The organism is Leifsonia sp. 2MCAF36 (assembly GCF_052115525.1).
Classification (GTDB): domain Bacteria; phylum Actinomycetota; class Actinomycetes; order Actinomycetales; family Microbacteriaceae; genus Leifsonia.
Window position 1 is genome coordinate 123750 of the sequence record NZ_JBFRGV010000007.1, and the last position, 19437, is coordinate 143186.

Consider the following 19437-nt stretch of genomic DNA (forward strand, 5'->3'; position numbering starts at 1 on the left):
GGGGGTTTTAAGGATTTCTGCGGGTGAACCGAGGGTGAAAACCGCCCCATCGGCGTTCGGGCACAGGCAGACTTCGGCAGTAACCCGATAATGGTGCGCCTTCTCGCGCGCACGCAGCCCCACCCCGTTCTGCCCGAAGGACATCGTGCTCACCCGAATTCGCTCGCTTCTGCTTCTCACCCGTACCCGCCGCAGCGGCAGTCACCGCCGCCGCCCCCTCCACGCTCCGGCGAGCGTGGCGACGGGCGTCGTGCTCGCCCTGATCGGAACGCTCTCCCTCGGCGTGCCGGCCGCGAACGCGGACGACCTCGGTTCCGGCGTGCTGAACCTGTCGAAGACCGCGAACGTGACAGACGTTCAGCCGGGCCAGAGCTTCCTCTACACACTCAACTACGGCTGCTCGTCCACCACCACCGGGTGTGTGAACGCTGTCCTGAGCGACCCGGTCCCGGCGCCGCTGCAGATCGTCGGCAAGCCCACCGTCGTCGGCGCGGGCAGCGTGACGACGACCGTCACCGGCAACACGGTGACCGTGGCCTTCGCCGACAGCGTCCCCAACACCATTCCGGCCAGCACGGGTCTTGCGGCGGGAACCACCGGATCGGTGCAGATCCAGGTGACGATACCGGAGAACGTGGGCAAGGATCAGGACGGCGTCGTCCTCACCAACACGGCGACCTTCCAGGCGACCAACGCGACGACCGTCACCAGCGGCGTCCCTGTCACCGTCCACGTGCCGGATGTCATCCAGGCGACCGTCTCGAAGACGTGGACCCCCGGCTCCACCCAGTACAACCCGGGCGAGACCTCGCAGATCGCGCTGGCCGTCCAGAACACCTCCAACATCCCGGCCACGACGCTGACGGTGGCGGAGCCCGCCGACCCGGTCGCCGCTGGAGGAACGTTCGAGTTCTACGACTTCGCCGGATTCGGCGCGGTGACCTTCCCGGCCGGCGCGGACCAGGTGCAGGTCGTCGCCATCACCGCCGGAGGCCCGGTCGACGGCCCCGTCGGCGCGACGCCGCAACTGCCGGCCGGCGTGCAACCCGGCGACGTCACCGGGCTCCGATTCGTCTTCTCGTCCAGCACCGGTGACACCATTGCCGCCGGAGGCGCAGGCGGATCCGTCGCGCTGACCCTCGCCCAGCGGGCCGACGGCCGCACCAGCGGCGCGAGCCTGGTCTCGGGCGGGACGCGGACCAACCAGGTCGGCGCCACCGTCAGCACCCCGGATGGAGACGGCCAGGCGCCGCCCGCGTCGGCGCAGCAGGTCGTCGCACCGCTCACCGTCAGCGTCGCCGCCGGCAAATCCTTCCAGGACCGTCAGATCCCGGCCGGAGACTCCTCGGTCGCGACCCTCACCGCGAAGAACACGTCCACGGGTCCTCTCACCTCGCTCACCGTCCGCGAGCCCGGGTCGGGCGGCTTCTTCAGCGACAAGGTCACCTTCGGCGGATTCGTCGCGGGTGCCGCGTGGCCGCAGGGTGCGACCAGCGCCACGGTGCACTGGTTCGTCGACACCGGAGCCGCTCCCGCGGACTCGCCCTTCGACGCCACGTCCGGGCTTCCCGCCGCTCCGACCCTCACCGGCGGCCAGTTCCTGACCGGCTTCGACGTCGTCTATTCCGGCACGATCACCACGGGCGCCTCCGCCACCATCCCCTTCACCGTGAACACGACTGAGGATGCGGGACCGGTCGGCTCCGGCTTCGTCAGCTACCCGAACACCGTCACGGCGATCGGAGCGAACCCGGCCGGGACAGCCTCGGATGATGCCGGCGCGAACCTGGACGTCTACTTCCCCGAGGTGAAGCTGACCCTCGACAAGACCATCACTCCCAGCACGGTCATCCCCGGCGGGACCAGCCTCGTGCAGCTCTCCGCACAGACGCCGAGCGGCACCAGCTCCGTCCGTCCGGACACCATCGTGATCACTGAGCCCCAGGACACGGCCGCCGCGCCGTACTGGAACGCGTTCGACGCCACCGCGATCGCTCCGACGGCGGTCCCCTCGGGCTCGACGCTGACCATCGAGTACACGACCGATGGCGCGACGTGGAAGACCCTGAAGGTGGTGGACGCAACGGGCGGATCCACCAGCTACTCGGCCGTGCTGGACAGCGTCCTGCCCACCGGCACCACTCACTCCGACCTGCGCGGGCTGCGCTTCACCTTCGCGGACGCGAGCGGCTTCGGCCAGGCCACGAACGTCAAGCCCGCCATCGCCTTCACCGCGCGCGCACAGCTCCGCGATGGCAGTGGGCCCACCAACCCGGGCACCTACCCGGCGATCACCTCCTACGACAACTGCGCCGTCAGCCAGGCCTCGGGCACCGTCGCCGGAAGCTCCGGCATCACCAGCCAGCCCGCCGTCGACTGCGCCAGCGCGGGCGTCCAGGCGACCGACGGCGGCCCCGGGCCGCTGCTCGCCGCGAAGGCCTGGGACGGCACGAAGGTGCTCCAGGCCCAGTCCGGCACCACGACCGGCGTCACGCTCGGCTGGGGCAGCCAGGTGAGTGGGATGCAGTCGATGACCATCCAGGATCCGGCGGTGCCGAGCCCCGTCTCCGGCAGCGTCTTCCAGGCGTTCGACCTGTCGCGCATCGACGCGATCACGCCGACCGTCACCCAGGGGGCGTCGTTCGACCCGCTGATCCGCTGGGACAAGGTCTCCACGGTCGAGCTCTTCGACGGCACCCAGTGGAACGACATCACCGCCGAGGCGTGCCCGAGCGCGAACTCCTGCGACGGTACCTTCCCCGGCTACACGCTGACGGCGGCCGAGCGCGCCAGCACGCAGGGCGTGCGCCTGACCGTCGTCGAGAGCCCCAACCGCGGTGCGCGCATCCAGGCCACCGGTGACCCGACCGCGCCTGCGGTGGGCAGCGGCGTCGCCAGCGCGAGTGCCAGCGCGCTTCCGGGCGGCCGCACCATCCACCTCGACCTGACGATACGCAACAGCGTCCGCGGATCGGACCCCAGCGACTGGGTGACCGGGACGCGCACCTACAATCTGCCCGGTTCACCCGGCGCCGTGGACAACACCGTCCGGGTGGGCGCTCAGCCCTTCAGCGGCGCTCCGACCACGCGGGATGCGGACGACCACGTCACCATCCTCGACCCGACGTTCACCACCAAGGTGACCAAGACGGCGTCGCCGCAGACCCTCGTCATCCCGCAGCCGGACGTGCCGGCATCGGCCTACCCGACGACGACGTACACGACCACCGCGACCAACACCTCCAACAGCAACACCTGGCAGCTGCGGCTCTCCGACCCCACCGAGTGCACCAACGCCACGACGACCGACCCGTGCGTCTTCCCCCCCTACGACGCCTCCGGCAACCCGTTCGAGCAACTGACGCTGACCACGATCGCCCTCGACCTCAGCCAGGCCACCGGCGTGCAGCCGTCGCAGAGCAGCGTGTCGCTGCTGCACCGTGCAGCCGATGGCACCGAGACCACCCAGACCCTCGGCCTCGCCGCGGCGACGGCCCTCACGCCCGCCCAGCTGAGCGACGTCGTCGCGGTCAGCGCTCTCTTCCGAGGCACCAATGCGCAGGGAGCGGACGGCACCGGCGGCACCATCGCGCCGAACCAGAAGGTCACCCTGAAGCTGACGGCCCAACTGCGCGCAACGACCCGTACCGGCGGAACCGTACCCGTCCCGAGCACCATCGACAACACCGCGCACGCGACGCTCCACGACGACGTCTACCCGGTCGTCCAAGCACAGGACGCGCAGAGCGCGGCGGTCACCCTCGAGAACGGCAACCTGCAGGTGACGACGGCCAAGTCGTTCAACCCGGCGACGACCCTGCAATCCAAGCCGGTCGACCCCATCCAGGTGAACCTGCGCGCCCGGTCCACGGGAACCCTGTCGCCGAAGGTGCTCGTGATCGAGGATGCGGACGCCAGCTTCTGGAACGCCTTCACCCTCAGCTCATTCAGCCTCCCCAACACGCCGACCGGCGCAGACCGCGTGCAGGTGGATGCCCAGACCGGCCAGGGCTCGTCGGCACAGTGGCAGGTCGGTACGCCGACCACGATCGGCTCCGCGGCGCTGCCCGCGGGCATCTCCGCGGGGGACGTCACCGGTTTGCGCTTCACCTACACGCGCGCCGACGGCGGCCCCTTCGCTGCGTCCAACAACGTGGACGAGGTGACGCTGAACCTGTCTCTGCGCACCACCCTGCGCGATGGTAGCGGCCCGGTCACCTCGACGGTCGTGCCGCAGCCGATGCCCGGCGAGACCGCAGCGGGTACCGTCTCGGACACCGTGACGGCCGATGCTTCCTACAACGACGTGCACGCCACGCAGGCCGCCGCCACCGCGACGTTCACCGTCGACCCCGGCACGGCGAGCCTCGCGGTCGAGAAGACGACCCCCGGCCAGGCCGCCTCCGGCCGTGAGGTGAACTGGACGCTGCGCTTCAAGAACACGGGGACCGGCCTCCTGCCCGACCCGGTGGTGACCGACACGCTTCCGGCCGACGGATCGCTGCTCTATGTGCCCACCAACGTGCCGACCTACACGACGTCGACCGGAGGCACCCTGCCGGTCGACGGCGCGGTGATCGTCCGCAGTTACGACCCGGCCACTGGCACCATCCGCTTCGCCTGGCCGGCCGGTTCGCAACTCTCACCGGGCGAGACCTACAGCATCACCCTCAGCCTGCAGATCAAGCCTGGTCTCGCTCCGGCGACGGCCGCGGTGAACACGTTCGGCGTGACCACTGGGCGGCAGCTCACCAATGCCGGCTGTACCGCGCTCAACCCGGGCAACGGACGGGCAGTGACCTTCGCAGGCAACACCTGTTCCACCTCCAACGTGGTGACCACCCTCTCGCAGGGCTCCTTCACCGCCGCGAAGGGCGTGAAGTCCACCACGGGTCAGGCGCAGAACACCGTGAACCCGGCGATTCCGTGCACCGCCGACACTGAGGGCTACTACCGCTACCCGTGCGCGGCGGTCAGCGCGATCGGGGCCACCGACGCGTGGAAGCTCGACATGGTCAACGGCGGAAACGTCGCGGCCAAGGGGCTCGCCGCTGTGGATGTGTTCCCGTACCCGGGTGACACCGGCGTCGTCGACTCGTCGCCGCGAGGTTCGGCGTACACGCCGCGCTTCAACGGCGACCTCGCCTTCCAGCCCTCGGCCGACGCGGCCGGAGCCACGATGAACTGGTTCGTCACGACCGCGGCCAAGCCGTGCGCCGACGACATCACGCCCGGCAAGTCCTGCCCGGCCGGGTCGTGGGTTCCGTCGAGCCAGGTCGGCTCGAGCATCCAGGCGGCCGATGTCACCGGTGTGAAGATGGTCTTCGACTTCACCGGGACCGCCACCGGCACGCTCGCCGCAGGCGCCGCCGTGAAGGTCACCTACAGCAGCACGAACGTGCCGACCACCACGGCCGGCGACAACCGGGCGCCGGTCAGCGCGCCCGTCACCGCCGTCCGCGCGTGGAACTCCTTCGGCTTCTACCCGACCTACGTGTCCGGGTCGCAGCCGGCCGGCCCGCAGGAGCCGATCAAGTCGGGCGTCATCCTCACCGGTGGTCCGTTGCAGATCACCAAGAGCGTTACCGGTGCGGCGGCGCAATACGCGCCGACCAGCTTCCAGGCGAACGTCGCCTGCACGGTCGACGGTGTCGCTGTCGACCTGGGCGCGAACGCGTCGGTCGCGCTGAGCGCGGCCGACCAGTACACCGCGCGCATCGACGGCATCCCGACCGGCGCGGAATGCGCCGTCACGGAGAACGGGGCCGACGGGTCCTACGGCGAGTCGAGCCGCAGCGTCACCCCGGGGACAGTGGCCATCGCCGCAGCCGATGCTGCGTCGCCGGTCCCGGCCGCTCAGAAGGTGGCCATCGTCAACGACTACGGCGTGACGGACCTCACAGTGACGAAGCACGTCGACACCGCCGCGACCGCCGGCTCGTTCGGGCCGTTCGATGTCGGAGTCTTCTGCCGGGCGCCGCTCGGCCAGAGCATCCCGTTGGCTGCCGGCGATACCGCCTTCACACTGCCGGATGGCGGATCGCACACGATCAGCGGACTGCCCGCGCTCTCGTCGTGCGTGGTCACCGAGACGGATGCGGACGGCGCTGCCGCCTCGCCCAACCACGTCGAGTACTCGGTCGACGGCGCGGCCGCGACCAACGGCTCCCAGGCGACCGTCACGCTCGGCGACGGACCGCAGGCCACCACGGCTGCGATCACCAACCACTACGCCGCCGGCACGCTGGCGATCACGAAGACCGTGGACGGTGACGCGGCTGCCGGATACGGCGACGGTCCCTTCACCGTGCACGCCACCTGCGTCTACGACGGCGACCAGACGCTGTTCGACGGCGACCTGACGATCACCGGTGGTCAGACCCTGACCGTCCCGGGCGTCTACCCGGCGGGCACCCAGTGCTCCGTGGCCGAGACGGCCGACGGCGGAGCGACCGGAAGCACCGTGGACACGCCGACCGTGACCATCCCTGGTGCTGTCGACGGCTCGGTGCCGACGGTGACCGTCAATGTGACCAACACCTTCTCCGCCGGGAGCGTCACGATCGTGAAGCAGCGAACCGGCGACGGTGTCGACCAGTACGGCGTCGGTCCGTTCACGGCACAGCTGGTGTGCACCTGGCAGAAGGACGGCCAGACGCTCACCATCCCGCTGCCCGACGCCGGTATCGTCACGCTCGACGCCGCGGACAGCTACACCGCCACCGTGACGGGCCTCATCCAGCGCGCGCACTGCGACGTGACCGAAACAGCGACCGGCGGCGCCACGTCCGTGGCCATCGCGCCGGCGGGTGGCGTGACCGTCCCGGCCGGCGACCCGGCGCAGGTGACGATCACCAACGCCTTCGACACCGGCTCGCTCGTGATCGACAAGAAGCGGATCGGCGACGGTGTCGCGAAGTTCGGCGCCGGTCCGTTCACGATGCAAGTGGTCTGCAGCTACGCCGTGGATGGTGTCGTCACCCCGATCGCGCTCGCCGACGGTGGCACGGTCGTCTTGTCGAAGGACAACGGCTACACCGCCACCATCGACGGCCTCATCGATGGAGCGTCGTGCGCCGTCGAGGAGACGGATGCGGGGCTGGCGACTGCGACGACGATGGACCCGGAAGACGGCGTCGTCAGCATCCATGCCGGACAGAAGGCGACCGTCACGGTGACCAACCGATTCGACGTCGGCCACCTGACCATCGCGAAGACGGCCGACCGCGCGACCGCGCTGGTCGGCGACACGATCGTCTACACGATCACCGTCAGCAACGACGGCCAGATCGACGCGAAGGATGTCGCGGTCACCGACGCGATCCCGGGCGGGATCCGAGTGACCGGCACAACACCGAGCGCGACGACCGCGGCGAACGGAGACCTGCGCTGGGTGATCCCCGGCATCGCGAAGGGTGCCAAGGCCACCATCACAGTGACCGCCGAGCTGATCGCTCCGCAGGACACGACCAACCGTGCGAGCGTCGAGACGCCCGTCGGTCCCTGGGACCCGTCCACCGGCGACCCCCGCTGCGGCGACGGTGCGGTGGCCTGCGTCACCGTCACCGACCCGCCCGTGCACGGGCTCGCCGGAACCGGAAGCGACGTGTTCGGTTCGCTGGCGGCACTGATGGCGGCGCTCGCCGCGCTCATCGCAGGCGCCGGGATCGTGCTGCTGCGTCGACCGAAGCCGCGGAGGCGGTGAGCCGGGTGGCCCGGGAGCCTCGGTCGAGCGCGACGATTCAGTCGCGCTCGACGAGCAGGTGCCGGTTCACAGCGACCGCGAGGGCGTCCTCGCGGTTGCTGACGCCCAATTTCCGATAGATGCTGCGCAGTTGCGACTTGATCGTGTTCGTGGAGACCACCAGCGCGGATGCGATCTCAGAGACCGAGCCGGTGCGCATGAGCTGTGACAGCACCGCCAGTTCCCGGTCGCTGAGCAGCAGGTCGTGCTCGATGGACGGGAGCAACGAGGACAGGGGAACGTCCCGCGTCACCTGGCCGTAGCCTGCCTCGGTCAGAGCCGCGACCACGCGGTCGAAGTCGTCGGAGGGCAACAAGGCGATCGCCAGACGCTGCTGCGTCCTCTGCAGGAGCGCTCCCAGCTGATCGATGACGCCGCGCAGGCGGGGGGTCGGCGCGAACCGGAGCAGCACCGCGGCTTCGAGCGCCGCGGCCTCGGCGGCAGCCCGCGCGGTGTGGGGGTGGCCGGCGGCCTCCTTCAACTCGGTCAGGGCAGACCCGTTCTTCCCCAGCGACAGATTGACCCTGGCGCGCTGGATGTGGCGCTCGGGACCGGCGGGCGCGTCGCGGTCCACGATGACGGCGGCGGCGTCGGGGTTGCCCAGGGCGAGCTGCAGAATGCCCCGAAGTCGCGCGAGCTGGTGACGGGCTCCGGCAGAGCGGGCCTCGCCGCCGCGCATCGCCGCGTACGCCTCCAGCCCCGCCAGCGCCTCTCCCGGCCTGCCCTCCACCAGGTGCAGGAGGGCCTCCAGCTGGGCCTCGGCGATCCAGTGCTCGATCGTGCGACGGTCGTGCACCATCGCCTCCAAGTGGAACCGGGCCGTCGCCGTGTCGAAGCGTTCGAGCGCGATCATGGCCTCGGCCAGACCATAGAAGGTGCCGGTGTACATCCGGCGCTGACGGTCCGTCCAGGGTTCGCCGCGTGCGTACTCCACATGGACGACCGCCTCGGGCAGGTCCCCCTGGAGTGCGTGGATCCCGGCGAGCATCGCCAGGTTGCCGAAGCCGGAGGACGGCGCGGTGGTCGGTGATGCGGCGAGGCCCTTGGTGAAGGTCTCCATAGCGCTATCCACGTCGCCCGCGTAATAGAAGGAGATGCCGAGCTGCGCGTAGAGCCGCGGCAGTTCGCTGATGCTCTGCCTGTCCTCGTCGCTGAGCCGGTCGAGGAAGGACACCGCGGCCCGGGCCGGACCGACGGCCAGCGCTGGCCGCCCGATGAGACGGTACGCGGACGCCTCAGCCGAGCGGATGAGCGCGCGGTCGGCGGGTGTCAGGGTCGCATTGCGCGGGGCCCGCGCCGACCGCACCGCGATCACGAAGTACCGCAGAGCGCGCACCCGGTGGAAGCCGAGGGCGTTGTAGCCCAGCCCGAGCATCATCGCGATCAACGGGTGCGTGCGCAGAGCGGAGATCGGCGCACGTTCGAGGAGGAGCCGCGTCGCCTCCCCGTGCCGGCTCGCCAACTCGAACCAGCCGGCGCGCACAGCCGCGTTGGCCGCATCCCAGTCGCCCTGAGAGACGGCGCGGTCGAGCACGACGATCGCCGATCGGTCCTCCGCCGGCGGATGCGATTGCGCTGCGGACTCGTGCACTGCTTCGTCGTCCAATGGTTCCCCTCCTGACTCCATCATTGCGTGTGTGCGGCCGCCGAGCGCACGGAGGCGGGATAGCCTCGATCGTGCGCCAACCGGGCGCCGGACGGAGGTGGACGATGGCGGGAGACACCCGGCCGCCGCGGCCTCCGCTCAGCACGCGCGCGCTGCTCATCATCGCGGCCTTCGGCGCCCTCGGCGCGCTCGTGCTGGTCCTGGTCGCGCCCGTCACGTCGCTTCTCGCGGCGCTCTTCCCTCCGGCGTACGCACTGGTAGCCGGGGTGCACAGCGTGCTGCCCTTTCTCGCGCGGAGGCTCGTCGGCTTCACCTGGACGACCACCATCGCGTGCGCGCTGGTCGGCATCCTGGCCATCGGGTTCACCCCGCTCGGGGCACTGATCGTCGTCCCGTTCGTGATCACCGGGCTCGGATTCGACGTCACCCTGCTCCTGCTGGGCCGGCGCGCGACCGTGCGGCGGTGGCACTTCTTCGGCGCCGCGCTGGTGACAGCCGTGCTCCTCTTCCTCGTATCGCTTCCCGTCTTCTCGCCTCGAGACCTGTCGACGCCGATTCTGCTGCTCACACTGCTCGGACGCGTCGTGGGCCAGCTCGCCGCCGCGGCAATCGCCTGGTCGATCGGGACCCAGGTGCTCAAGGCGGGAATCATGCCGGTTTCCGCGCGTACCGCGACCCGAGAGGACTGAGTTCGCGACGGTCACTCCGAGCCGCCCAACAGGTGACGCTCCAGGGCGATCGCGATCGCCTCGTCGCGGGTCTTCACGTCGAGCTTGCGGTAGACGCTGCGGAGTTGCGACTTCACGGTGTTCACCGAGACGTGGAGCTGCGCAGCGACGGCCGCGTGAGACGGGTGGTCGAGCAGGGCAGCCAGGACGGCTGCCTCCCGGCGGGTCAGGGGACTGTTCGACTGCACGTGAGACAGCAGCGAGCGCGGCCTGCTGGGCGCGACCAGGTCGGCGTAGCCAACCTCGGTGAGCGCGCCGGACACCCGCTCGAGGTCGGACGGGGGCAGGACGACCAGCGGCAGCAGCAGGCCGTTCTCGCGCAGCACGGCTCCCGCGTGCTCGACGACTGCCATGCTGCGGCGGTCGGTGGAGATGCGCAACAGAGCGGACGCCTCCAAGGTCGCTGACTCGGCCTCCTTGCGTGCCGACAACGGCGCGCCGGACACCGCTCGCAACTGCTGGAGTGCCGCACCGTGACGACCGCGGACCAGCTCCGCCCGGGCGCGCCCGATGTTCCCGGCGGTGCCGGACCCGGCATCCCGATCGAGAATCGCTACTGCCGCGTCCGGGCGCCCGAGCGCCGACTGCAGGAGCGCGCGGACCGGTGCGAGGATGCGGCGGGCGGGTTCCGTCCGTCCCTCCGGCCCGCGCGACCGCATGGACTGCTCCAGCCGGGCGAGCGCCTGCCCGGGATGCCCGGACAGCAGCTCTGTCATCGCCACTGTGAGCAGGTGGAGGATCCAGTGCACGCCCACCGGTCCGGTCTGTTCCACCTCGGCGAGGCGTGCTTGCGCGGTCACTGCGTCCAGCTGGTCGAGAGCGACCAGGGCCTCGGCCAGCTGGAGGACGACCGTGTCCTCCCGTCGCAGCGGGGCAGGTAGCGTGTGCGCAGCCAGGATGTGGTCGCGTGCCTGGGCCAGGTGGCCGTTCAGGGCGTTGACCCCGGCGAGCATCGCGACGATGCCCGGCGTGGGAGGCTCGCCCCGCATGCGCGTCCGCATCAGTCCCCGCTCGAGCGCATCGAGGGCCTCCTGCCCGGCTCCCGCATACAGCAGGTGCGCCCCGACCCGGGCGTACAGGTCTCCGACCGTGCCGGCGCTTCCATCGGAATCGGGCGCCGACTCCAGTTCGGTCAGCGCGGCCCGAGCTGCGGCCCTGGCGCGGTCCGATTGACCGAGCAGACGGTAGTGGTCGGCTTGCCTCGCCAGAGTGGTGGCGGCGTCGATCCGGCCCGCTCTCCGTCCTGGCGGCGACTCCCCGTCGTCGCTTCCGGCGTGTGACATGGTGATGTGTGGTTCCACGAGCTGTCCTTCGAATCCGCAGGGACGCGCAGGCGCACCAGAGCCCCGTCGGACGTGCCGCCCAGCACAGGGGGCGTGCACGTTCCGGCATCGAGTGCGCGTGTCAGCGCGTCGGTTCCGCACCCGTCGCGGGTGCCCGATCGGTCGGCGCGGCACCGAAGCGTGTTCGGGCCGTCGCCCGGAGAGGAGCCGCGAGGCCCCCGGTCCGGAAGGGAAGGTCAGCCAGGACTGACGTCGTGTTCGCCCGGTGGCGCGTTGGCCGGGCGGTTCTGCGGCGGACTGTCCGTGACAGAGCTCGGCTGAGGAGGCGTGCTCCACGAGCCGTCGACATCCGCGACCGCGCTCGCGCCCGAGGCGCCGGAGCCGGCCAGTGCATCGCCGTGCATCGCGGAGCCATCGGCACCGGCGGGCAGGACCGCAGTGACAGTGGGGAGCGCGATGGATGCGCTTGGCGGGGTGGGCAGCGCGCTCGCAGCAGCCGATGCGACGGCCCAGGCCGCGCGGGAGACCGACGGGGTGACGAGGGGAGCGGGAGCCGCGACGCTCGGATCAGCGGCGGGCACGGGCGTGGCGCCGACGGCGATCGCGGGCACGGGCAGGTCACTGCCGGCGGGAGGAGTCGCAGGACTTTGCGGAGCGGCCGGGGTGCCGGATCCCGGCGGGGTGGCCGGGGTCGACGGGTTCGACGGCGAGGTCGTTCCCGTGGAGCCTCCGGTCACGATGCCGGTGACGTCGCCCACGATCTGATCGACCGTGCCGAGGACGGGCGCCGTGATCGACCCCGTCGGGCTGGTGCCGAGGATGCCGCCGACGGTGTCGCCGGGCAGTGCGGAGACGAGAGTGTCGACGGCGGTGGTCACAGGCTTGACGGCTGTCCCGAGCAGTCCGGGGTCGCTCGGGTTCTGCGGCGTGCGTGTCGCGCCCAGTGAGGACGTCAACGCGCCGACGGCGCCGGTGGCCGAGTGCACGATCGAACCGAGGGGTGACCCGGAGGGCGTGCCCTCGTCCGCAGCGGCCGGCGCGGACGCGGACTGGAGCATCAGCCCAGCGATCGTGAGCACACCTGCTCCCGCGAGGCCGAGCAGTGCGAGCCGCAGCAGGCGCAGGCGCGAAAGCCGCTGCTCCGCGTCTGCCCGTGTGCGCACCTGTCCGTCCCCCGTTCCACGTCGCCGATGGTGACTATAGCGAATACCGGTTGCACAAGGGAGAGGCGACTCGGCACGATTCGTGTTATGACAGCGATCAGCACCGACCGACAGTCTTTTGGAGTGGGCGTGATCGGCGGCCCCACCACGGTGATCGACCTGCACGGGCTGCGCATCGTGGTGGACCCGACCTTCGATCCGCCCGCGGACTACGGATACCTGCACAAGACGGCCGGCCCCGCCGTCCCGGCCGCAGCGCTCGGTGACGTCGACGTCGTGCTCGTCAGCCACTCGCAGCATCCCGACAACCTGGACACCAGCGGCCGTGAGTTCGCGGTGTCGTCGCCGCTGATCCTCTCCACCCCCAGCGGGGCGGCCGAGTTGGGACCGCGGGCGGCGGGCCTCACGCCGTGGGAGCGGTTCAGCCACCCGTCCGGGCTGACCATCACCGCAACGCCGGCGCTGCACGGCCCCGCCGACGAGGTGACGCCGGAAGGCTACGTCAACTGCGAGGTGCGCGGCTTCCTCATCGAGGCGCCCGACTCGCCGACCGTCTATGTCGGCGGCGACAACGCCTCCCTGTCGGTGGTTGCGGAGGTCGCCAGGAGGTCCCCCCGGATCGACGTAGCGCTCCTCAACGGCGGGGGAGCGCACGTCCCGTCGAAATACGATGACCGCCCGCTCACGTTCACGGCGGATCGCGTGGCCGCTGCCGCCGAAATCCTCGGTTCGCCGCGCGTCGTCGTCGCGCACCAGGACGGCTGGCAGCACTTCGCTGACGGACCAGCCGACACGAGGCGCGCGTTCCACCGGGCCGGCCTCGAAGCGGTGCTTCGGGCAGCGCCCCTCGGCTCCTGGAGCATCAGCGACGTCACGCCAGGAAACCCGGCGTAGTCCACCCGATAGGCTGGGCGCGTGCTTCTCTCCGATCGCGACATCAAGGCCGAGCTGAGCTCCGGGCGGATCGCCCTGGAGCCGTTCCAGGTCGAGATGGTTCAGCCGTCGAGCGTCGACGTGCGGCTCGACCGGTTCTTCCGGCTCTTCGACAACCACAAGTACCCATTCATCGACCCGGCCGAGGACCAGCCGGAGCTGACCCGGTTCGTCGAGGTGGATGCGGACCAGCCGTTCATCCTGCACCCGGGCGAGTTCGTGCTCGGGTCCACGTTCGAGCTGGTCAGCCTCCCGGACGACGTCGCCGCCCGACTCGAGGGCAAGAGCTCGCTCGGCCGGCTGGGCCTGCTCACCCACTCCACCGCCGGGTTCATCGACCCGGGGTTCTCGGGGCACGTGACGCTGGAGCTCAGCAACGTGGCGACGCTCCCGATCAAGCTCTGGCCGGGCATGAAGATCGGCCAGATGTGCTTCTTCCGTCTGTCGTCGCCGGCCGAGCGGCCGTACGGCTCGGCGGAGTACTCCTCGCGGTACCAGGGGCAGCGCGGCCCGACGGCATCCCGCTCGTACCTGAACTTCCACCGCACCGACGTCTCCACCACAGAAGCGGGTCGCCCCGCCTGAGCCGAGCCGTCCGACCGAGAGGGGCACCATGAGCGAGACCACCGACCAGGCCTTCGCGCGGGCCCTGATCAGCAGCGGTCCGATGGACCACAACCCGCAGCGGATGCAGCTGTTCGGCCGGCTCGTCGGAAGCTGGACGGCGGACGTCCGCCTGCTCGACGAGGCCAGCGGGATCTGGCGCGAGTCGGTCAACGAGTGGATCTTCGCCTACACGCTCGGCGGCCGTGCTGTACAGGACGTCCTCGTCATCCGCGACGAGTCGGACCCCGAGGGCGTCCGCGGGCGCGGGTCGACGGTCCGTGTCTACGACACGACGGTGGGCGCCTGGCGGGTCAGCTGGTTCGGCGCCGAGGCCGGCGACTTCTGCACGCTCGTCGCAACGCCGTACCGGCGCGACGGGATCCGCCAGGACGGCACGCAGACCGACGGCCGCCCCATCCGCTGGAACTTCTCCAACATCACGGACGACTCGTTCGAGTGGGACGGCTGGGTCTCCGACGACGAGGGCCGCACCTGGTGGCTGGAGCAGCACATCGACGCCACCCGCACCGGGTGAGGCCGACGCGGTGTTCGACGACTTCGACGCTCCCGAGCTCGACCGCGCGGTCTGGCTCCCGCACTACCTGCCAGCATGGAGTTCACTCGCCGAGAGCCGTGCGACCTACCTGATCGAGGACTCCCACCTGGAGCTGAGCATCCCGCCCCAGCAGGGCATGTGGTGCGCCGGCGACCACCAACCGCCGCTGCGGGTGTCCGCCCTGCAGACCGGCAACGTCTCGGGACCGGTCGGCTCGACGCTCGGGCAGCAGCCGTACCGGGAGGGCCTGGGCGTCCGGGAGGCGCAGGACGAGTTCCGCGGCTGCCTGGTCGAGCGCGGCACGGTCGGGATGCGTGCCTCGCTGTACCTGAGCGCCCGGTCGATGGCATCCCTGTGGCTGGTCGGCTTCGAGGATGCGCCGGAGCGGAGCGGCGAGTTGTGCGTGATGGAGGTGTTCGGCCGCGATGTGGACGCGGACCGGGCGCTGGTCGGCATGGGCTTCCACGCGTTCCGGGACCCGCACCTGGCGGAGGACTTCGAGAAGGTCCCCTTGGTGATCGACGTCACCGAGCCCCACGCCTACGAGGCGAACTGGGACGGCGACGAGGCGACCTTCCGGGTCGACGGGCGGGTGGTGCGGATGCTGGATGCGCCGCCGCAGTATCCGCTGCAGCTCATGCTGGCGGTGTTCGACTTCCCGGAGTGGCCGGACCCGCACGATCCGGACCGCGCGTTCGTCCCGACGCTGGCGGTGGACCGGGTGTGGGCGAACTGACTCGCCGGGCGAGGGGATACCTCTGCGGGCATACGTCGGGAGAGTTATCCACAGTCAATTACACAGGTGGAAAATAGTGAGTCCGACTCACAGCTGACCTGAAGCTTCGAGGCTGTCGTCGGCGTACAGGGCCGGCAGCTGAAGCGTCAGCCAGGGGCTGAAAGCCCACGGAGTCTCCTGGACGGCGGACAGCACCGCGCGCGGATCCGTCCAGGCCCACTCGACGACCTCCGCCGGTGAAGGGTCGAGATCGCCGACGACGGTCGCGGTGAACACCGGGCAGACCTCGTACTCGACGATCCCCGCCGCATCCACCGCGCGGTAGCGGAAGTCGGGCAGCACCGGCGTCAGATTGTCGATGGTGGCACCCAGCTCGTCGGCCGCGCGGCGGACGACCGCATCCTCGATGGCCTCACCCGGACCGGGGTGGCCGCAGAACGAGTTCGTCCAGACCCCGGGCCAGGTCGCCTTGCTCAGCGCGCGGCGGGTGACCAGGATGCGTCCCTCCCCGTCGAAGAGGTGGCAGGAGAAGGCGAGGTGCAGTGGGGTGTCCGCCGTGTGCACCGTCGCCTTGTCCGCTGTGCCGATGGGCGTGCCGTCCGCGGCGAGCAGCACGACCTCTTCCCGGGGTGGCGTCATGCGTCCATACTAGGCGCGCTGCCGGACGCCCCTTCGTCCCCGTCGGCCTTCTTCTCGCCGCCGTTCACTCCGCCGTCGCCGTCGCCTGCCGGACGCCAGCCGAGGTTCCGCGCCATGGTCTCGAGCGTCGCCAGCGTGACCTCGAAGTCGCCCTCGGGGATGCCGTTCGCGAGTTCGGCTCGGACCGTCTGAACGCGCTCGAACGCGTTGTCGTGGGCGGCCCGCCCTTCATCGGTCAACGTCGCCCTGTCACCGTCGAACCAGACCCAGCCGCGCTCGACGAAGTCGGCGAGGACACGGTGGATGCGGTGACCGCGGTGACTGCCGCGCTCGCCGCACGGGCGCTGGTGGTCGGCGAAGGGATGCGCCGGGTGGCCCGGAGCGGCGGCGCCGGGGAACGACCCGTAGCCGTGGCCGCCGGGGAACGGGCGACCAGGGAAGGACGCAGCGTGCCAGCCCGGGAATGGGCCGTAGCCGTGCCAGCCCGGGAATGGACCGTAGCCGTGGCCGCCCGGGAACGGTCCGGCCGGGTGACCGCCGCGCACGGCGCCGAAGGCGAAGCCGCGGTCGAACCCGCGCTCGTACCCGCGCTCGAATGCGTGCTCGAAGTCGCCGTCGTGTCCGTGGCCGTCGTGGTGGTGGTCGTGGTGGTCTTGGTGGTCGTTGTGGTGGCCCTCGTGCGCGTGCTGGCGCTCGCCGTCGGCGGCGGCGGCGTGCTCGTCGCGTGGCTCCTGTCCGCGCCAGCCCGGGTGGTAGCCGTGGCCGGAGACCCTGCCATAGCCGCCGCGGCCGTCGTCGCCGCGGCCGTCGTCGCCGCGGCCGTCGCCGCCATGGCCGTAGCCGCCGCGGCCGTAGCCGCCGCCCCGGCCGGCGCGTTGTCCCCGAGTGTCGCCGTGCGGCATCCTCTCAGCGAGCTCGTCCGCGGTTGCCGGGCCGTCCGCGAGGGTGTGCAGGATGCGCCAGCTTCCGCGGCGCAGCCCGAGGTCGGCGAGTGCTTCGCGCATCCGCTCGTGCAGTCGTCCTTCGATGACGCCGAACCAGTATCCGGGCGGCGTCTGTGTGGAGTCGTCGATGTTCGTCATCGCGGCTCTCCTTTCGTTTGTATGTACTGTTACAAGTAAATGTATAGTTACATGCATGAGCGACGGTCGTCAAGAAGATTCCGCAGTTCCGCCAGGAGCGGACATCGTGGCGATGGTCGAGCACGCGCTGCTCGCCGTGCGCCGCGACCAGTCCCGCCGTCGCCCTCCGTGGGCCGAGGGGATGCCGCAACCCCACGGATACGGGCACCACGGCGGCCACTGGGGTGCCGGTCCGTTCGGCGGCGGGCCGTTCGGCGCCGGTGGCATGCCGCCGCGGTCCGGTGGGGTCCCGTTCGGCGACTCAGCCCGCCAGGACCCCGGGCGCCGAGGACGTGACGGTTCCCTCGGACGCATCGCGCGCGTCCGCATGCTCGAGGCTTTGGAGGCGGCGGAGTCGGACGACCGCAGCCTCTCGGTGAGCGGTGTCGCCGACGCGATTGGTGTAGACCAGCCGCGCGCGAGCCGCCTCGTGCAGGAGGGCGTGGAACGTGGACTGGTCCGCCGCGTCCCGGACCCGTCGGACGCGCGACGCGCCCTCATCCAGCTGACGACTTCCGGACGTGCCCAGCTGGACGAGCTGCGCACCCACCGCCGCTCCGCCGTCGAGACGGCGCTGGCCGGCTTCACGCCGGAGGAGGCGCGGACCTTCGCCCAGCTGTTCGACCGCTTCGTCCGCGCCTGGCCGCGTCCCGCCGCCGACCCGTCCACCGGTCCCGACCCCGGCGCCGCCCCCGACGCGTAACTCCGCCGCTCCCGCCCTTCCGCGCCCCTCCCACCCACGCCGAGTTGCGACATCTGGTCGCAACTCGACGCGAATTGGAGCATCGACTCACGACTCACGACTCACGACTCGTGACTCGTGCGCCAGGTGGCCCACCGGCGAGCGGCTAGCGTCAGCGGTCGGCCGTGCGGCGGGGCGCCCGCACAGGCAGCAGCAGCCCCAGGCCGATCGCGAGGACGAGGACGATCGCCAGGATCCCCCAGAACTGGGCGCCGCCGACCGCGACGAACACCGCGAACAGCGTCGGCGCGAGGAACGACACCGCGCGCCCGGTCGTCGCGTACAGGCCGAACACCTCCCCTTCGCGGCCGGCCGGCGTCACTCGGGCGAGGAACGTCCGGCTCGCGGACTGGGCAGGCCCGACGAAGAGGCAGAGCACGAGCCCGCCCACCCAGAACGCAGCAGCGCCCAGGTCGTGGGTGAAGAACACGGCCAGTCCGGCGATGATGAGGCCGACCAGCGACGTCACGATGACCGCCTTCGGCCCGAATCGGTCGTCCAGCCGCCCGGACAGCAGCGTGCTGATGCCCGCCACGACGTTCGCCGCGATCGCGAAGATGATCACCTGCCCGCTGGTGAACCCGAAGGTGCCCTGGGCGAGGATGCCGCCGAACGTGAACACGCCGACCAGACCGTCACGGAACAGCGCCGACGCGACGAGGAAGAGCACCGTGTTCCGGCTCTCCTTCCACAGCCGGCCGATGTCGCGCACGAGCACCGCGTACGACGCGAAGAAGCCGACGCGCGGCGTGCGGGCGTTCGGCGGGATCTCCGGCACCGCGAACAGCACGGGGAGCGAGAACACGAGCGTCCATACGGCGGCGATGAGCGCGATGATGCGGATGTTCAGGCCGCCGGCGGTGGATGCGTGCAGCAGCCCACCCGTCCCATCGGCGTTGCCGGTGACCAGGCCGAAGTAGACGATGAGCAGCAGCGCGATGCCGCCCAGGTAGCCGGCGGCCCAGCCGAAGCCGCTCACGCGCCCCACGGTCTTCGGCGTGGAGACCTGCACCAGCATCGCGTTGTAGTTGACTGTCGCGATCTCGTAGAAGACGGTCCCGATGGCCACGAGTGCGACCCCGAGAAGGAAGTACGAGGACTGGCCGACGACGAAGAACATGAGGGCGGTCACTACCACGACCACACCCGTGTTCACCCCGAGCCAGAGCTTGCGCCGCCCCGATCCGTCGGTCCGCTGGCCGAGCACGGGGGCCAGCAACGCGACGACGATGCCGGCGATGCCGACGCCCCACGCCAATCCACTCGACAGCACGGCGACCGCCGCGTTGTAGGCGCTGTGGGCCGGCCCCGAGGTACCCGCCTCCGCGTTCTTCGCGGACACGATGGCGGGACTCACGAACAGGCTGCTCGTCAGGTACACGGTGAAGACGAACGTCGTGATGACCGCGTTGAACGCCGCGCCGCCCCAGTCCCAGGCCGCCCAGGCCACCACCCAGCGGGTGGGGATGCGGCGGTCGGTCGCACTGTCGGCGAAGAGCGGGCTCGCGGTGGTCACCAGGGCGTCATCGCCCGTGCCGCGACCGGGCAGATCGGTGGTCATGGGGACAGCGTAGGGCCGG

At 70.8% G+C, this 19437-nt stretch carries 13 protein-coding genes; 7 read left to right on the top strand and 6 right to left on the bottom strand.

From position 1 onward, the window contains the following. The first annotated feature begins 145 nt into the window (after positions 1-145). Positions 146-7705: a DUF5979 domain-containing protein gene (locus AB4079_RS12740; protein WP_441787670.1), complete on the top strand. Its 7560-nt coding sequence runs from the start codon at positions 146-148 to the stop codon at positions 7703-7705. A gap of 37 nt (positions 7706-7742) precedes the next feature. Here AB4079_RS12740 and AB4079_RS12745 read toward each other — a convergent pair whose 3' ends face one another. Continuing rightward, positions 7743-9350 (bottom strand): helix-turn-helix transcriptional regulator, encoded by a 1608-nt coding sequence (locus AB4079_RS12745; RefSeq protein WP_441787671.1) that lies wholly within the window; start codon positions 9348-9350, stop codon positions 7743-7745. 104 nt (positions 9351-9454) lie between these two features. Here AB4079_RS12745 and AB4079_RS12750 point away from each other — a divergent pair, with 104 nt between their 5' ends. Beyond that, positions 9455-10039: a hypothetical protein gene (locus tag AB4079_RS12750; RefSeq protein ID WP_441787672.1), complete on the top strand. Its 585-nt coding sequence runs from the start codon at positions 9455-9457 to the stop codon at positions 10037-10039. A gap of 11 nt (positions 10040-10050) precedes the next feature. Here AB4079_RS12750 and AB4079_RS12755 read toward each other — a convergent pair whose 3' ends face one another. Then, positions 10051-11379 (bottom strand): response regulator transcription factor, encoded by a 1329-nt coding sequence (locus AB4079_RS12755; RefSeq protein ID WP_441787673.1) that lies wholly within the window; start codon positions 11377-11379, stop codon positions 10051-10053. A 218-nt stretch (positions 11380-11597) separates the two neighbouring features. After that, complete coding sequence (locus tag AB4079_RS12760) at positions 11598-12524, bottom strand: hypothetical protein (RefSeq protein WP_441787674.1); 927 nt, start codon at positions 12522-12524, stop codon at positions 11598-11600. An 87-nt stretch (positions 12525-12611) separates the two neighbouring features. Between AB4079_RS12760 and AB4079_RS12765 the strand changes: the two genes are divergently transcribed. From AB4079_RS12765 to AB4079_RS12780, 4 genes are read left to right on the top strand one after another with little or no spacing between them, the layout of a single operon-like run. After that, entirely contained in the window at positions 12612-13418 is an 807-nt protein-coding gene (locus tag AB4079_RS12765) for an MBL fold metallo-hydrolase (protein WP_441787675.1), read from the top strand. Between the two features lie 21 nt (positions 13419-13439). Further along, entirely contained in the window at positions 13440-14042 is a 603-nt protein-coding gene (dcd, locus tag AB4079_RS12770; RefSeq protein ID WP_441787676.1) for a dCTP deaminase, read from the top strand. A gap of 28 nt (positions 14043-14070) precedes the next feature. Further along, positions 14071-14598 carry a hypothetical protein gene (locus AB4079_RS12775; RefSeq protein WP_441787677.1) on the top strand — a complete coding sequence of 176 codons (528 nt, stop codon included), beginning with the start codon at positions 14071-14073 and terminating at the stop codon, positions 14596-14598. A 10-nt stretch (positions 14599-14608) separates the two neighbouring features. After that, entirely contained in the window at positions 14609-15355 is a 747-nt protein-coding gene (locus AB4079_RS12780) for a glycoside hydrolase family 16 protein (RefSeq protein WP_441787678.1), read from the top strand. A gap of 87 nt (positions 15356-15442) precedes the next feature. Here AB4079_RS12780 and idi read toward each other — a convergent pair whose 3' ends face one another. Together idi and AB4079_RS12790 are read right to left on the bottom strand one after the other, a co-directional pair. Then, complete coding sequence (idi, locus tag AB4079_RS12785) at positions 15443-15994, bottom strand: isopentenyl-diphosphate Delta-isomerase (RefSeq protein WP_441787679.1); 552 nt, start codon at positions 15992-15994, stop codon at positions 15443-15445. Then, positions 15991-17076, bottom strand: a complete 1086-nt coding sequence (locus AB4079_RS12790; protein WP_441787680.1) for a hypothetical protein — start codon at positions 17074-17076, stop codon at positions 15991-15993. The genes idi and AB4079_RS12790 overlap by 4 nt, the downstream gene beginning before the upstream one ends. Before the next feature lie 55 nt (positions 17077-17131). On the opposite strand from AB4079_RS12790, the gene AB4079_RS12795 reads away from it, so the two are divergent. Continuing rightward, complete coding sequence (locus AB4079_RS12795; RefSeq protein ID WP_441787681.1) at positions 17132-17818, top strand: MarR family winged helix-turn-helix transcriptional regulator; 687 nt, start codon at positions 17132-17134, stop codon at positions 17816-17818. A gap of 151 nt (positions 17819-17969) precedes the next feature. On the opposite strand, the gene AB4079_RS12800 is transcribed toward AB4079_RS12795, so the two are convergent. After that, positions 17970-19418 (bottom strand): MFS transporter, encoded by a 1449-nt coding sequence (locus AB4079_RS12800; RefSeq protein ID WP_441787682.1) that lies wholly within the window; start codon positions 19416-19418, stop codon positions 17970-17972. Positions 19419-19437 lie beyond the last annotated feature (19 nt).

Bases quoted from the DNA above. Each gene is read 5' to 3' on its own strand.
- AB4079_RS12800 (WP_441787682.1), bottom strand. From the start codon at position 19,418: ATGACCACCGATCTGCCCGGTCGCGGCACGGGCGATGACGCCCTGGTG.
- AB4079_RS12750 (WP_441787672.1), top strand. From the start codon at position 9,455: ATGGCGGGAGACACCCGGCCGCCGCGGCCTCCGCTCAGCACGCGCGCG.
- AB4079_RS12790 (WP_441787680.1), bottom strand. From the start codon at position 17,076: ATGACGAACATCGACGACTCCACACAGACGCCGCCCGGATACTGGTTC.
- AB4079_RS12765 (WP_441787675.1), top strand. From the start codon at position 12,612: ATGACAGCGATCAGCACCGACCGACAGTCTTTTGGAGTGGGCGTGATC.
- AB4079_RS12775 (WP_441787677.1), top strand. From the start codon at position 14,071: ATGAGCGAGACCACCGACCAGGCCTTCGCGCGGGCCCTGATCAGCAGC.
- AB4079_RS12795 (WP_441787681.1), top strand. From the start codon at position 17,132: ATGAGCGACGGTCGTCAAGAAGATTCCGCAGTTCCGCCAGGAGCGGAC.
- idi (WP_441787679.1), bottom strand. From the start codon at position 15,994: ATGACGCCACCCCGGGAAGAGGTCGTGCTGCTCGCCGCGGACGGCACG.